The organism is Chitinophaga sp. YR573 (genome assembly GCF_900110995.1).
GTDB lineage: Bacteria > Bacteroidota > Bacteroidia > Chitinophagales > Chitinophagaceae > Chitinophaga.
Window position 1 is genome coordinate 176,031 of sequence record NZ_FOJF01000002.1, and the last position, 13,869, is coordinate 189,899.

Consider the following 13,869-nt stretch of genomic DNA (forward strand, 5'->3'; position numbering starts at 1 on the left):
TTAGTACGCAAACGTTTGCATAACTGTACTATAGTTTGCCGGTTTACCACCGGCACAGACCCCTTATTGTCCACACTTAAATGAAACGTTATGATTAATTTTCTACCTCGCAGGTGGGGAATACTCCTCGTATTCCTACCCCTGTTCTCTACCGCTGTAGCAAGCGAATTACCCGATACACTGATAACCGGCCGCGTTACCGATGCCAGCCAGCAGCCTTTGCCGGGTGTAAGTGTATCATTAAAAGGTAGCCAGACCGGCACCGTTACCAATACCAGCGGCCACTATTCCCTGCGCGTGCATACCTCAAAAGGAACACTGGTGTTTTCATTCATAGGCTCCACTAAAAAGGAAGTTGCTTTTAACGGGCCGGCGACTATCAACGTACAAATGGAATCCGATCAGAAAGCATTGGGAGAAGTAATAGTAGTAGGATATGGCACTCAGAAAAAAATAAACCTGGTAGGTGCTGTATCTGCTATTAAAGTAGATGAGAAAATTACCGGCAGGGCATTGCCAAATGCCTCTTCGGCTTTATCTGGTCTGGTGCCGGGATTATCCGCAACACAATCTACCGGTATGGCGGGTAACAACGGCGCCAGCCTGATGATCCGCGGATTAGGCACGGTGAATAACAGCAGTCCGCTCGTAGTCGTAGACGGTATGCCCGATGTGGACATCAACCGTGTGAACATGAATGATGTGGAGAGTATTTCTGTATTAAAAGATGCTACCTCTGCTTCTGTATATGGTTCCAGGGCAGCTAACGGCGTTATTCTTATTACAACGAAATCAGGGAAAGGACAGAAGAAAACAGTCATCAATTTCAGCGGCTCTCTGGCTACAGAAGTACCTACACGCTCCTATGAATTTATGTCTGACTATGCACGTGCATTAACCATTCATCAGCGTGCGGCAGCAGTAAATACACTACGTTCGAATTATAATTTTAAAGATGGGACAATAGATCAGTGGATGGCCATGAGCATGGTAGATCCCTTACGTTATCCTGATACCGACTGGTGGGATGTAATTATGCGCAAAGGACAGATGCAGAACTATAATCTGTCTGCTTCCGGCGGTACAGAAAATTCCAATTTCTTTATCTCGCTGGGTGTGATGAATGAAAAAGGATTACAGATCAATAATGACTACAAACGTTACAATGCCCGCTTTAATTATGATAATAAGTTGCGGAAAAATATGAATGTGGGACTGAAGTTTAACGGTAACTGGTCCAAGTATGTATATGCCCTGGCAGATGGTTATACAGATGATGATGCAACAAACACCGCGGGTTTTGATATGCAGTATGCTATTTCAGGTATTACTCCTTATGATCCTGCTATCGGATATTATGGCGGGGTAATGGCCTATAACGAAGACCCGCAGGCATACAATCCTTACACCGTATATATGAATACGCTGAACCGTCAGAACCGGCAGGAAGCAACAGCAGCGGTATACTGGGACTGGCAGCCTATAAAAGGATTAACAGGTCGTGTAGACTATACACTGAATTATTATAACCAGTTTCGATGGAATGCCAATACACCCAACCGGTCTTTTAATTTCCAGACGAATGATTTTGGTAGTCGTGTGTACGTGGGCGATAATGCCGGTGTAGGTAACTATACTAATACTGGGTATAAAACCATGTTAAACGGGCGACTGAATTATCATACCTCTATCGGTGAAAATCATGATATAAATGTAGTAGGCGTATACAGTGAGGAATACTGGTACGACCGCTACCAGGGTACTTTTCGAAATGATCGTCTGTATCCTACATTACATGAAGTAGATGCAGCATTGACAGATATACAAAGCACCGGTGGTAACTCCGGTACAGAAGGATTACGATCCTATATTGGCCGTGTAAACTACACTGCTTTCGACCGCTATCTTTTTGAAGCAAATTTCCGTTATGATGGTTCTTCTAAATTCCTGCCGGGGAGCCAGTATGGTTTCTTTCCTTCTGTAGCTGTAGGATGGCGTTTCACGGAAGAAGGATTCATACATGCATTCACAAAACACATACTAAGCAATGGTAAGTTCCGCATTTCTTATGGCGGTTTAGGGAACAACAGCGGTGTGGGCAGATATGAACAACAGGAAACATTAGCAGCCAGCAACTACATGATAAATGGTGGTATCGTAAAAGGTTTTGTGAACGAGAAGATGGTGAACAAGGATTTATCCTGGGAGTCTACTAAAATAATGAATCTGGGGCTTGATCTTGGTTTCTTTAATAACAGGCTGACAACAGAACTGGATTATTACAACCGGTTAACGTCTGGTATGAATCGTCCATCTGAAATGTCTAACCTGCTTACCGGTGCTTATGATGCTCCAAGAAAGAATATCGGTAATCTGCGCAATAAAGGAGTAGAAGCAAATATTACCTGGTCTGATAAAATAAATAAATTCAATTATGGTATCAACCTCAATGCTTCGTATAATAGAACCACTTTAGAAAAATGGAATGAGTTTTTAGGAAGAGGATGGACCTTCCTGAATATGCCTTACCATTTCCTGTATACTTATGAGGATATAGGTATTGCGCAAACATGGCAGGACGTATACAATGCTACTCCACAGGGAGCTTCTCCCGGAGATATCTTACGGAAAGACTTAAATGGGGACGGACGTATAGATGGCAATGATATGAAAGCAGATCCTTCTGTACAACGCGACCGGCCTACTACCAACTTTGCACTGAGCGCCAATTTCGGATGGAAAGGAATTGATGTGGCTTTTCTCATACAGGGTGCCACCGGCCGCAAGGATTACTGGTTGAATAATTACAACAAAACCAACCTTCCTTTACAACGTTATGCTTCTACCTGGGACCACTGGAATAACACCTGGTCTGTAGAGAACCGCGATGGTCCATGGCCTCGTTTGAATGGCAGTAATAATGCTGTAGAGACTACCTTCTGGCTGGATGATATGAGTTATATCCGTTTCAAGAATATCCAGATTGGTTATACATTGCCTGTTACATTATTGAAAAGGGCAGGAGTGAACAGCTTCCGGATTTATTGCTCCACAGAGAATATTGCCACTATTACTTCTTTCCGCGGCCTTGATCCTGAAATGACAGGCAACAAGAGCAATGCTTATCCATTGAATAGATCTTATTCAGTAGGGATTAATATAAGCCTATAAAAACTGATCATCATGAAAATAGCTATATATCTTACCTGTATACTTCTTTTCGCAGGCGCTTGCACAAAAGACCTGCTGAAACAACAGCCTACCACTGAGCTAAGCACTAATTCCTTCTGGAAAACAAACGCCGACGCTACTTATGCCCTGATGGGTGCCTATGCCGATATCAGGCCCCTGTTTGACCGTGACTATTACTTCGATGGCCAGGGAGAATATTTCCGCACCCGTGGTACCAGTACCACCAGCGGCAATCTGCAAAAAGGAGATGCCTATAACGGTGGAGACTATAACCCTTCCGGTTACGGTGACAACTTCGATAAAATGTACCAGTATCTGTACGGTGGTGTAAACCGTGCCAACTACGTTATTGAGAACGTCACTAAAATGTTACCCTACGCCAGTGCTACCTCTTTACCAGAACTGGAAAGGATCATTGGTGAAGCAAAGTTACTTCGTGGCATGGTCTATTTCCGGTTGATATCTATGTGGGGTGATGTGCCCTACATAGGACATGTCATTTACAACAATTCAGAAGTCGCCGGTCTTACCCGTACACCCATAGGGCAGGTGAAAGACTCCGCACTGGCCGATTTCACCTATGCCTTTGAGAAGCTGCCTGTAAAAGCTGCTGAAGTGGGTCGTGCTTCGAAAGCCGCTGCACTGTCTTTCCGTGGCAAATTGCAATTATACTGGGCCTGCTGGAACCAGTTCGGCTGGCCGGAGCTGGACAAATTCGTACCGGACGGTAGTGCTGCTACTCTTGCTTACAGGGCTGCTGCCGAAGACTTCGGGCATGTCATCAATGACTATGGGCTGGTACTCTTCCGGAATGGTGAACCGGGCGATTGTGATGCGCTGGGTAAAGCAGATATACTGCCCAACTACTACTACCTCTTCACCCCCGTGGCCAATGGAGACCCCGAAATGATCATGGCATTTACCCATGGTGGAACGGGTACCAACCAGGGAGAAGAACTGATGCGTGATGTGGCAGGACGTTCTCATGAAGGTTCTCAATGCTGGGTGTCTCCACGATATGAGATAGCAGACCGCTACCAATCGATTACAACGGGCGATTTTGCGCCTAAACTCATTCCAATGAGTCCTACTACTGCCGGAGCAAGAACAGCGCTTAATTCGGCTATAAATCCCCAGAGTTATGCAAATCGTGACTACCGGATGAAATCTTCCATTATGTGGGACTATGAAATGAGTGTAGGCATGATCTCATTGAAATCCACCGGCTGGGTGCCTTTCATTTATAAAACCTGGAACCAGGCGGTTACCCTGGAAGGAGTTAATTATACGACTTACAACACAGATGGCTGTAACTCCGGTTATGTATTGCGTAAGTTCCTGCGCAACTATGCAGGGCAGGGACGTAGTGATGGTAACTACAACTACCCGGTCATGCGCCTGGCAGATGTATACCTGATGTATGCAGAAGCTACCAATGCGGTGAATGGCCCGCAGGCGGATGCTATCCTGTTGTTAAACAAGATAAGGCACAGGGGAAATCTGCCTCCGCTGAATGCAGATAAAACTGCCAGCAGGGAGGCATTCTTCAGCGCAATAGAACAGGAGCGTATCGTAGAACTGTTCGGGGAAGGGCAACGCTCCTTTGATCTTCGCCGCTGGAGGGCGATAGAGCGTGTATGGAATCCGCCTTATGGAAATGGGGTATGGCGTATAGATACTTATGGTGCGCAGATGTCCCGCTATTTCCAGAATTCTTCTGAAAGGGAATACCAGCAGTGTTACATCTTTAGAATTCCCCCCGGAGAACGTGACCGCAATCCAAACCTTACTCAAAATACTCCCTGGTTATAAAAATATTCACCCATGAAAAAGATACTTTTTTTATTGTTTATCGCCTTTACCAGTTGCTCCAAAGATCATCCTGTTGATGAAGACGGATTACTGATTACTTCCCGCGCAGAATGTTATGTCAGCAATTTTGAATTACTTGGAGTAGATTTTCAGACTGTAAGAACAAAGAACGCTGTAATAGATACTACTGCCTGCACTATAGACGTAACCGTGTTTTATGGTACTGATTTAAAGAACCTATATCCTCAGTTCACTTTAGTTACCGATGCTAAACTGGATCCTAAAATCACCGGAAAAGTTGATTTCTCTGATCTCGCCAATCCTAAATCCTATACAGTGATATCAGGTAACAGGAAAGTAAGGAAAACATATAAGGTACTCATCACCGTACAATCTAAATAAAATGAGAAATATAGTAATCATATTATTATTGCTGGTAACAGCCTGTAAAGATAAAGACTACACCGTTCCTGTTCCTAAAGATGCACTACAGAACGATTGTATCAAAAGAACGTTAGGGCCTAATGTAGCCGGACTGAACATAGAATTCGCCTATGCCATGGCTTTACCTTTAAACAAAGGAAAAATAGTCTCCGCTCAGGTAGAAGCATCTATCGCAGGCGCAACCGGTACTTACCTGGAGAATAAATCCTATTATACGAACGGTAGTGGGGTAGATGTAGGTATACAGATCGGAGACCCTTCTGTAAATGAAAACAACTTCACAAAAGTTAATTTCACAAAAGATACAAACGCTGTCACACTCCGTTACTATTACATCATTCCAAAAGAAGCACAGGGGAAATCTGTCACCTTTACTTTTTCCGCTAAGAGCAGCGATGGAGAAGCGGTCTCTTACAAAATGGGCCCCTATGTAATCTCTAAAATGGATATGGTACTTGATTTACCAGTAAAAGATGGGGATTTTATTTCTATTGCAAATATGGCCGTATACAACTTAGCCGATGCTGCTACCAAAACTGATAAGCTGGACCTTGTCTATCTTTTTAGGTCCATCCCCAATATCTCCTTTGGTCATGCGTTAGTATCACCAGGAGGGGAGCCGGATTATTTACCCAATGTAACACTGCCAACAGGTGCTAACAAGATAACTAAAGTCAGTAAGGTCTGGAATCTCCGCGATTTTCACCTGGCCCGTTTGCAATATGGCATCTATATTGATGATCTGGATTTCGAACAGTTAAAGATGTCAGATGCACCGGACTATGCCATCAATCTTAAAGCTGAAGCGGGTACCTGGATAGAAACTGCGGATGGTAAATACAGGGCTTATATTTACATTAACAAAGCAAGTGATGCAAATAAAAATGCGGTAATCAGTATGAAACGTTATACGCTTAAATAAAATCTATCGTTATGAAACTATTGCTCTTATTATGGATGTACGCAGCGCCTTTGCCACCTCATACTTTCCTTGTTAAACCAGCTGCATTACTCAATGCAAAACAACAGATAGCAAAGAAAGACCCTGTTATGCAACAGGCTTTATCCGAGCTGATAAAGAATGCGGATGAGTCTTTACAAAACGGGCCTTACTCTGTAGTATACAAGGAGAAAACACCGCCCAGTGGTAACAAACACGATTACATGAGCGTAGGCCCCTACTGGTGGCCGGATTCAAGTAAAGCTAACGGCCTGCCCTATATCCGCAAAGATGGGCAGGTGAACCCGGAACGATATGCCATTAAGGATGATGAATATCAGAATGCATTGTCCAAAGATGTATACCTGTTAGGACTGGCCTGGTATTATACCGGTGATACAAAGTATGCTACCCATGCCGCCAAACTGTTAAAGACCTGGTTCCTGGACTCAACTACGCGGATGAACCCGCACTTGAATTACGGACAGGCTATCCCCGGTATTACAGAAGGCAGAGGTATTGGATTGATAGACCTGCACAATATCACCATGCTGATAGATGGCATACAATTATTGAAGAATTCACCCGCTTTACCTGCTGTAGATTATAAAGCCATACAAGCATGGTATACTGATTACCTCACCTGGATGCGCACCAGCCCCGTAGGACTGGATGAAGCTGATGAGTTAAATAACCACGGCACCTGGTATGATGTACAACAGGTAACCATTGCATTATTTACAGAGCAGCCGGCACTGGCAAAAAAAATCCTGGAAGAGCAAACAAAAAAGAGAATTGATAGTCAGCTGGAAGCAGATGGACAACAACCCAAAGAACTGGCACGTACCTTATCCTGGAATTACTCTTTATTTAACCTGAGAGCATTCTTCGAACTGGCACTCCTGGCGGAAAATGTAAATGTTGATCTGTGGCATTATGGTAAATTGCAAAAGGCATTTACCTGGTTATTACCTTATGCAGAAGGCACAAAGAAATGGGAACATCAGCAGATTAAACCCAGGGATGATAAGGAGTTCCTGGAATTAGCAAAAGTAGCAACAGGGAAATATTCACTGGATTTAACACCTCTCTGGGAAAAACATACCGACTTCAAAAGTAATATGCTTCTACTCACCAACTGGGATTATTAAACATGAAAAAGATATTACTTTTTATCTGCCTGTTACTAACCTGCCGCGTATTATCCGCGCAGGACTTATTAAGCGGCAAATACTCCGAAAGCCAGTTGTCACAGCATCTGATACCTCAGGCGAAATGGGAACCATTTCCACATACCAGCAACAGACCGGCATGGGCGAAAGCCGATGCAGAAACCGGCAATGCACTCATAAAAAGAGCAGAAGGTTTTCTTAACTATGAATGGCCGGGTATCCCTGCTGTAAAATCACTACTGATAGTGCGTAATGGCAACAGGAGTGAATACCAGGATATCGCTTCTAAAAAGCGACAGGTACTAAGCACTTTATTATTGGCTGAAGTGTATGAGAACAAAGGCCGGTTCACAGATCAGATAGTAAACGGTGTATGGTCTATCTGTGAAGAATCTTTCTGGGGAGCGTCTGCGCATTTGCCAAAAAGTAAAGACTACGCCGGACTGATGGACGTTACCCAACCCTTTGTAGAACTGTTCTCCGCGGAAACAGGTATGTTACTGAGCTGGGTAGATTACTTCATGGCAGAAAAGCTGGACAGCATTTCTCCACAGGTAAGAAAGCGGATTTACTACGAAACTAACAAAAGGATCTTTGAGCCATTAATGACCAGATACCATGGATTTATGGGTGCAACTGCCAATGGCAGACGTCCTAACAACTGGAATCCCTGGATATGTTCCAACTGGCTCAATGCTGTACTGTTATTGGAGAAAGATGATCAGAAACGTACTGCTGCAGTACATAAAATACTGAGCGTCCTGGATGCTTTTCTAAATCCTTATCCGGCAGATGGAGGCTGTGATGAAGGTCCGGGTTACTGGGGAGCCGCGGCCGCTTCGCTGTATGATAATATCTCCATGTTAAATCTGGCCACTAACAATGCATTTGCCTATGCCTATGAAGATAAGAAGGTAGGAGAGATGGGTAAGTTCATTTACCGTGCGCAGATCAGCGAGCGTTATTTCCTGGATTTTGCGGATGCAGATCCTCAGCCTGGTATGCCTGCCCGTATGATTTACCGTTTTGGTAAGGATATTAAAGACCCGGACATGATGAAATTCGGGGCGTATTATTTCGCCCGTGAAGATAAGACCAGTACCGGAGGTGCCCACTTCTTCAGACATCTTTATACCTTGTTTATGGAAGATGAGCTGGATCATGCCGGGAAAGGATTATTACTCCCTGCCGATTTCTGGTGGCCTGATTTACAGGTAATGATAGCCCGCGATACACAGGGCAGTACTGACGGTTTCTTTGTGGCAGCCAAAGGTGGTAATAATGATGAAAGTCATAACCATAATGATATCGGTAACTATGTGGTATATTATAACGGATTACCGGTATTGATAGATGTTGGCCGGGGTACGTACACGGCAAAAACATTTAGTAGTAAACGCTACGATATCTGGTATAACAGATCTGATTACCACAATGTACCTACCGTAAATGGATATACTCAGCAGGATGGCCCGCAGTTCAAAGCCACACAGGTGAGTTACCACAATAGTTCAATGACAATGGATATTGGGGCATCTTATCCCGCTGCTGCAGGTATTGAAAAATGGCAGCGTAGTGTTAAGTTAAATCGTGGGAAGAATGTAACAATAGAAGATGTAGTACAATTAAAAACAGGAGAACCGGTGATCCAGCATTTAATGACCTGTTATGCAGTGGAAGTGGATAAACCGGGAGTACTGGTTATTCATCAACCATCAAAAGATTTCTATCTGCATTATCCTTCAGCGAAATTTACTGCTACTATAGAAAGGGTGCCTATGGAAGCCATGGAAGATCAGGGGATAAAACAGAAATGGGGAGAGAATATTTACCGGATCAACTTAAAAGCAGTTAATCCGGTAACGAAAGAACATTATGTATTTTCTGTTACTACTAAATAAATAACCGGGTATAGTAGGATCAGTCTTTTATCATTTGTGCAACATTTTTGCCACTGATCAATGCTGCTTCTACTGTACCCGGATGTTTTCCTTCATACAATGCTTCTCCGGCAAAATAAATAGTATCCGCTACCGGCGTATTTAAGAGTTTCCTGGCATTATCTGACATAGGTGTATCATAACTGTAAGCCCCTAACGTTTGCGGGTTATCTGCCCAGTTATAAATATGACTGCTTACAAGCGCTGGTAACTCCTTCTGTGTAAGATTGGATAATGACTGCAATGCTATTTTCAGGATCTCCTCTTTGGAAACCTGTTTGAAATGTTCTGCCGGCGGCCCTCCCAGCCATCCGGTAAGTACAGGTGTTTTATTGGGGAACTGTGTCCACCAGACAGGCACTTTTTCCTTACTGAAGATAAACCCGGTATCCTCTTGCCAGAAAGGTGCTGCAAACTCCAGCAGTATTTTGATAACACTGCCGTAACCGATATGACTGGCAGCATTCATATAATCGTCTATAGCCGGTGAGAATTGAATAATGTTATGCTGCAATATCCCCAGTGAAGCAGTAATGATCACTTTCTGCGCGGTGTAAGTTTTATCCGGGGTAGATACTTTTACATTTCCCTGCTCCCAGGTTATTTTCTGAACAGGGTTGTTCGTGATAATAGTACATCCTTTTGCGAGGAAGTTTATCATCTCACAATAACCTTTATCTACTCTGAAGTTAACATCATTTTCAGCTGACCATTCATTGTACAAAGAGAACATACTCACTTTGGATGGATCAGCCAGATCATATCCCTGTACATATCTTATCATCTCGTTCCTGAGATCCGCATACTTATGTTCTGCATAATATGTTTCGAGAAATTCCATCAGGGTCATGTCTTTAGTCAGGGTACCCATCTTATCCAGTAGCTCATCCCATCCTTCTATAGATCTTTCTTCCTGTTTCCATTCCCCATCTTCTGCGGTATACATTTCCCCATCAACAGCGGTATAGGAGAGACCGGCTTCTTTGAGTAAATCAATCGTAACAGGTAACCTGCCATGTATAAATTCGGCCCCGGCTTCTATAGATGGGCGGATAGTATGAATCCTGCCACCTATAACACCCTGAGCTTCAAGGATAGTGACGTTAAAGAAAGGGGATAATTCCCTGGCTGCCATTAAACCCGCTGCGCCGGCACCTATAATAATGATATCCATAGTGTTAAAGATAAAAAAAGCCGCACTTTTCAGTGCAGCTTTCTATTTTAAATGTTTTTATATGCATCAGCTACCACGGGTACCGCCGGTCTTGATAGGTTTCTTTGTAAAAGCAGCGTTTTTATTAGACTGGATAAACGCATTCGGGTTAGCACCTGGTACATTAGGTTTAGCCTGATTGCCCTTTTTACCAACTTTCTTATTGTTGTTTAGTAATGACATAATCCGTATATTTTGTTAGGTAAATATACTTATTTATCATTAATGTATCTTAAAAGAGCTTATCAACGGCAATAGAAAGGCAATATCCTACGCTTGTCCTTCGCTTTTTAGCGAAGGACAAGCGTAGGATATTGCCTTTCTATTGCTTTTCAGTTGCTGTTTAATCCCTGTTCCAGAAAGCAGGAGGTTCAATACCCAGTGTACGGAGATATACATATCCCTGGGCCCTGTGATGTATCTCATTATCAATGAAATAGAGTAACAGATCAGAGATAATGCCTTCATACATCCCAAAAGCCTTGTCAACTTCCTGGAAACGTTCTGCAGGAATCTGTGGCCAGAGTGTATTGATATCCGCAGTAATCTCATCCCAATACTCCAGTATCGCTGCTTTTGTTGTTGGCGCTGCTGTTGGGGTATAATGGTCCAGCTCTTCTACACGTTTCCATTTCCCGGTTACTATACCAAGAATGCCATTGGCGGCTATATCTGTGATTTCAGTGATTAATTCTGAGAATGTGCGCATGCCACCAACGGAATAGCTGAAAAGCTTATCTTCCGGAAAGGCTTCAATAGTCCTGCGGGTAAGGCGGCGATGTCCCTGCCAGTGTGCCAGCATTGCCTGTGGAGTGATTACGGTCTCTGTAGCGGAAAGTGTGTTGTTTGTCATGGTTTAAATATTTATAACACAAAGAACATATGACGGAGTGACAACCCTATGTCAGTAGTGCTGAATTATATTTTCAGGGGGTTAGTGTATCTTTCATAAGATGCTTTCTTTATAAATATAAACCACTTTTAAATGTTAATCCGATGAAAATCAATTCTACACTTATTTTCTTACTATTCCTTTATTGTACGGTACATGCTCAATCCCGGCAAATGGAATTCCTCAGCCGTGCGCCTGTGGCCGTCAGGCAAAGCAGCAGTGCTGTATATATAGGCTGGCGTATGCTGGGAACAGATCCCACTTCCATTAGTTTTAATGTATACAGGAACGGTGTAAAACTGAATACCACACCTGTTACCGGCTCTACCAATTATGTGGATAATATCACCACCAATGGCACTTATACCATACGCCCGGTGATTAACAACGTGGAACAGGCTGCCACGGCTCCTGTAAGTGTATGGACCAGCATTTATAAAACAATCCCCCTGCAGATCCCGGCAGGTGGTACTACTCCTTCCGGTGAGGCATATACCTACACCGCCAACGATTGCAGTGTAGGTGACCTGGATGGAGATGGTGAATATGAGATCATCTTAAAATGGGACCCCAGCAATTCAAAAGACAACTCCCAGAGTGGTTACACCGGCAACGTATTCATAGATGCCTATAAAATGGATGGTACGCGCATGTGGCGGATAGACCTGGGACGGAATATCCGTGCCGGGGCACATTATACGCAGTTCATGGTTTACGACCTGGATGGGGACGGAAAAGCAGAAATAGCCATGAAAACTGCCGATGCTACCATTGACGGTGTTGGCACTGTCATCGGCAGCAGCAGTGCTGATTACAGGAATACCAGCGGTTACATTTTATCCGGCCCTGAATACCTCACTATCTTCAACGGACAAACAGGGGCCGCTATGGCTACCACCAACTATATCCCTGCCCGTGGTACGGTTTCTTCCTGGGGAGATAGCTACGGCAACCGTGTAGACCGCTTCGTGAATTGCATTGCTTACCTGGATGGCGCCCGCCCCAGTTTAATCATGGGCCGTGGTTATTACACGCGCCTGGTAAGAGCTGCCTGGGACTGGCGTAACGGACAACTGACCAGTCGCTGGGTGTTTGATAGTAATACCAGCGGTAACAGCGCTTATGCCGGACAGGGAAACCATCAGTTAACCGTAGGAGATGTGGATGGAGACGGGAAAGATGAGATCATTAACGGGTCCAGTGCCATTGATGATAACGGCACCGGTTTATATGCCAATGGCTTAGGACATGGGGATGCTATGCATATGACAGACCTTGACCCCTCAAGACCAGGACAGGAACTATGGCAATGCCACGAAAGCCAGACTGCGTATGGTAATTTTGGGATTGAGTTCAGGGATGCCCGCACAGGACAACCGATATGGGGCCGTGGACCTGCGGACGGGGTTACAGGAGATATAGGAAGGGCGATGGCCGGTGATGTAGACCCTGCCTATCCCGGATATGAAGTGTGGGCTTCTTCCGGAGATCTCTATACCTGTCAGGGCGTATCGATCTCTACTTCCAAACCCAGTAATAACTTCGGTATCTGGTGGGATGGAGATCTATGCAGGGAATTACTGGACGGTACCAAACTGGATAAATGGAACCCTGCTACGCAGTCTTCCAACAGGCTGCTGACTATCTACAATTACGGCAGTGCTGCTTCCAATAACAGTACAAAAGCAAACCCCTGTTTAACAGCAGATCTGCTGGGCGACTGGCGGGAAGAAATAATTTTACGGTCTTCTGATAATGCCAACCTGTTGCTTTTTACCACTACTATTCCTACTTCTTACCGGTTATATACATTGATGCATAATCCCCAGTATCGTCTGGCGGTAGCCTGGCAGAATACGGCTTATAACCAGCCACCTTATCCTGATTATTATCTGGGTACGGGCATGTCTACACCACCACAACCTAACATCTACCTGACGGGTGTTTCTGCGGCTTTATCCACAGATAAAATACCTGTTACAGAAAACAGGTTTAAGATCTCTCCTAATCCCGCAAGTGATATGGTAAGGTTTGAATTAAAGCCTGCCGGAGATAATCTGCATATGAAAGTAACGACTACTGACGGGAAAGTTGTTTTACGTGTTAAAGGTGGATTGAGTCAGTTGAATAACACGCTCAATAGCAAACTGGGGTCGTTTACTCCCGGTGTCTATATCGTACAGATAAAGGATGGAAATGAGGTGTATGTCAGCAAATTGCTGAAGCAATAATTGCGGATAGAAACAGGCCAGTACTGGCCTGTT

Annotated in this window: 10 protein-coding genes; 7 read left to right on the top strand and 3 right to left on the bottom strand. The window is 44.1% G+C overall.

Annotated elements, in window-relative coordinates; all coding sequences use genetic code 11:
- Positions 1–90 precede the first annotated feature (90 nt).
- Genes BMW86_RS20755 through BMW86_RS20780 form a run of 6 tightly spaced genes read left to right on the top strand, consistent with a single transcriptional unit; the run spans position 91 to position 9,461 of the window.
- On the top strand, positions 91–3,171 hold the full coding sequence (locus BMW86_RS20755) for a SusC/RagA family TonB-linked outer membrane protein (RefSeq protein ID WP_089783864.1): 3,081 nt from the start codon (positions 91–93) through the stop codon (positions 3,169–3,171).
- 12 nt (positions 3,172–3,183) lie between these two features.
- Positions 3,184–5,004, top strand: coding sequence for a RagB/SusD family nutrient uptake outer membrane protein (locus BMW86_RS20760; protein ID WP_089783865.1), 1,821 nt, complete (start codon positions 3,184–3,186; stop codon positions 5,002–5,004).
- 12 nt (positions 5,005–5,016) lie between these two features.
- Positions 5,017–5,406 (top strand): hypothetical protein, encoded by a 390-nt coding sequence (locus BMW86_RS20765; protein WP_089783866.1) that lies wholly within the window; start codon positions 5,017–5,019, stop codon positions 5,404–5,406.
- A 1-nt stretch (position 5,407) separates the two neighbouring features.
- Positions 5,408–6,370: a DUF4466 family protein gene (locus tag BMW86_RS20770; RefSeq protein ID WP_089783867.1), complete on the top strand. Its 963-nt coding sequence runs from the start codon at positions 5,408–5,410 to the stop codon at positions 6,368–6,370.
- An 11-nt stretch (positions 6,371–6,381) separates the two neighbouring features.
- Entirely contained in the window at positions 6,382–7,539 is a 1,158-nt protein-coding gene (locus BMW86_RS20775; RefSeq protein WP_089783868.1) for an alginate lyase family protein, read from the top strand.
- Positions 7,540–7,541: 2 nt separating this feature from the next.
- On the top strand, positions 7,542–9,461 hold the full coding sequence (locus tag BMW86_RS20780; RefSeq protein ID WP_089783869.1) for a heparinase II/III domain-containing protein: 1,920 nt from the start codon (positions 7,542–7,544) through the stop codon (positions 9,459–9,461).
- A gap of 19 nt (positions 9,462–9,480) precedes the next feature.
- Here BMW86_RS20780 and BMW86_RS20785 read toward each other — a convergent pair whose 3' ends face one another.
- The 3 genes from BMW86_RS20785 to BMW86_RS20790 all read right to left on the bottom strand — a co-directional run bounded on the left by BMW86_RS20785 (position 9,481) and on the right by BMW86_RS20790 (position 11,566).
- Positions 9,481–10,674, bottom strand: coding sequence for a flavin monoamine oxidase family protein (locus tag BMW86_RS20785; RefSeq protein ID WP_089783870.1), 1,194 nt, complete (start codon positions 10,672–10,674; stop codon positions 9,481–9,483).
- 66 nt (positions 10,675–10,740) lie between these two features.
- On the bottom strand, positions 10,741–10,896 hold the full coding sequence (locus BMW86_RS32880) for a hypothetical protein (RefSeq protein WP_157300058.1): 156 nt from the start codon (positions 10,894–10,896) through the stop codon (positions 10,741–10,743).
- Positions 10,897–11,056: 160 nt separating this feature from the next.
- The gene (locus tag BMW86_RS20790) at positions 11,057–11,566 is read right to left on the bottom strand and encodes a DinB family protein (protein WP_089783871.1); all 510 of its coding nucleotides are present in this window, start codon (positions 11,564–11,566) and stop codon (positions 11,057–11,059) included.
- Between the two features lie 143 nt (positions 11,567–11,709).
- Here BMW86_RS20790 and BMW86_RS20795 point away from each other — a divergent pair, with 143 nt between their 5' ends.
- A complete protein-coding gene (locus BMW86_RS20795; protein ID WP_177189338.1) occupies positions 11,710–13,836 on the top strand; it encodes a rhamnogalacturonan lyase family protein in 2,127 nt (708 codons plus the stop codon).
- Positions 13,837–13,869: the final 33 nt, after the last annotated feature.

Excerpts from the sequence above, each read along its gene's own strand:
- BMW86_RS20755 (WP_089783864.1), top strand. The coding sequence starts at position 91 with ATGATTAATTTTCTACCTCGCAGGTGGGGAATACTCCTCGTATTCCTA.
- BMW86_RS20760 (WP_089783865.1), top strand. The coding sequence starts at position 3,184 with ATGAAAATAGCTATATATCTTACCTGTATACTTCTTTTCGCAGGCGCT.
- BMW86_RS20780 (WP_089783869.1), top strand. The coding sequence starts at position 7,542 with ATGAAAAAGATATTACTTTTTATCTGCCTGTTACTAACCTGCCGCGTA.
- BMW86_RS20785 (WP_089783870.1), bottom strand. The coding sequence starts at position 10,674 with ATGGATATCATTATTATAGGTGCCGGCGCAGCGGGTTTAATGGCAGCC.
- BMW86_RS20790 (WP_089783871.1), bottom strand. The coding sequence starts at position 11,566 with ATGACAAACAACACACTTTCCGCTACAGAGACCGTAATCACTCCACAG.
- BMW86_RS20770 (WP_089783867.1), top strand. The coding sequence starts at position 5,408 with ATGAGAAATATAGTAATCATATTATTATTGCTGGTAACAGCCTGTAAA.
- BMW86_RS32880 (WP_157300058.1), bottom strand. The coding sequence starts at position 10,896 with ATGTCATTACTAAACAACAATAAGAAAGTTGGTAAAAAGGGCAATCAG.
- BMW86_RS20795 (WP_177189338.1), top strand. The coding sequence starts at position 11,710 with ATGAAAATCAATTCTACACTTATTTTCTTACTATTCCTTTATTGTACG.
- BMW86_RS20765 (WP_089783866.1), top strand. The coding sequence starts at position 5,017 with ATGAAAAAGATACTTTTTTTATTGTTTATCGCCTTTACCAGTTGCTCC.
- BMW86_RS20775 (WP_089783868.1), top strand. The coding sequence starts at position 6,382 with ATGAAACTATTGCTCTTATTATGGATGTACGCAGCGCCTTTGCCACCT.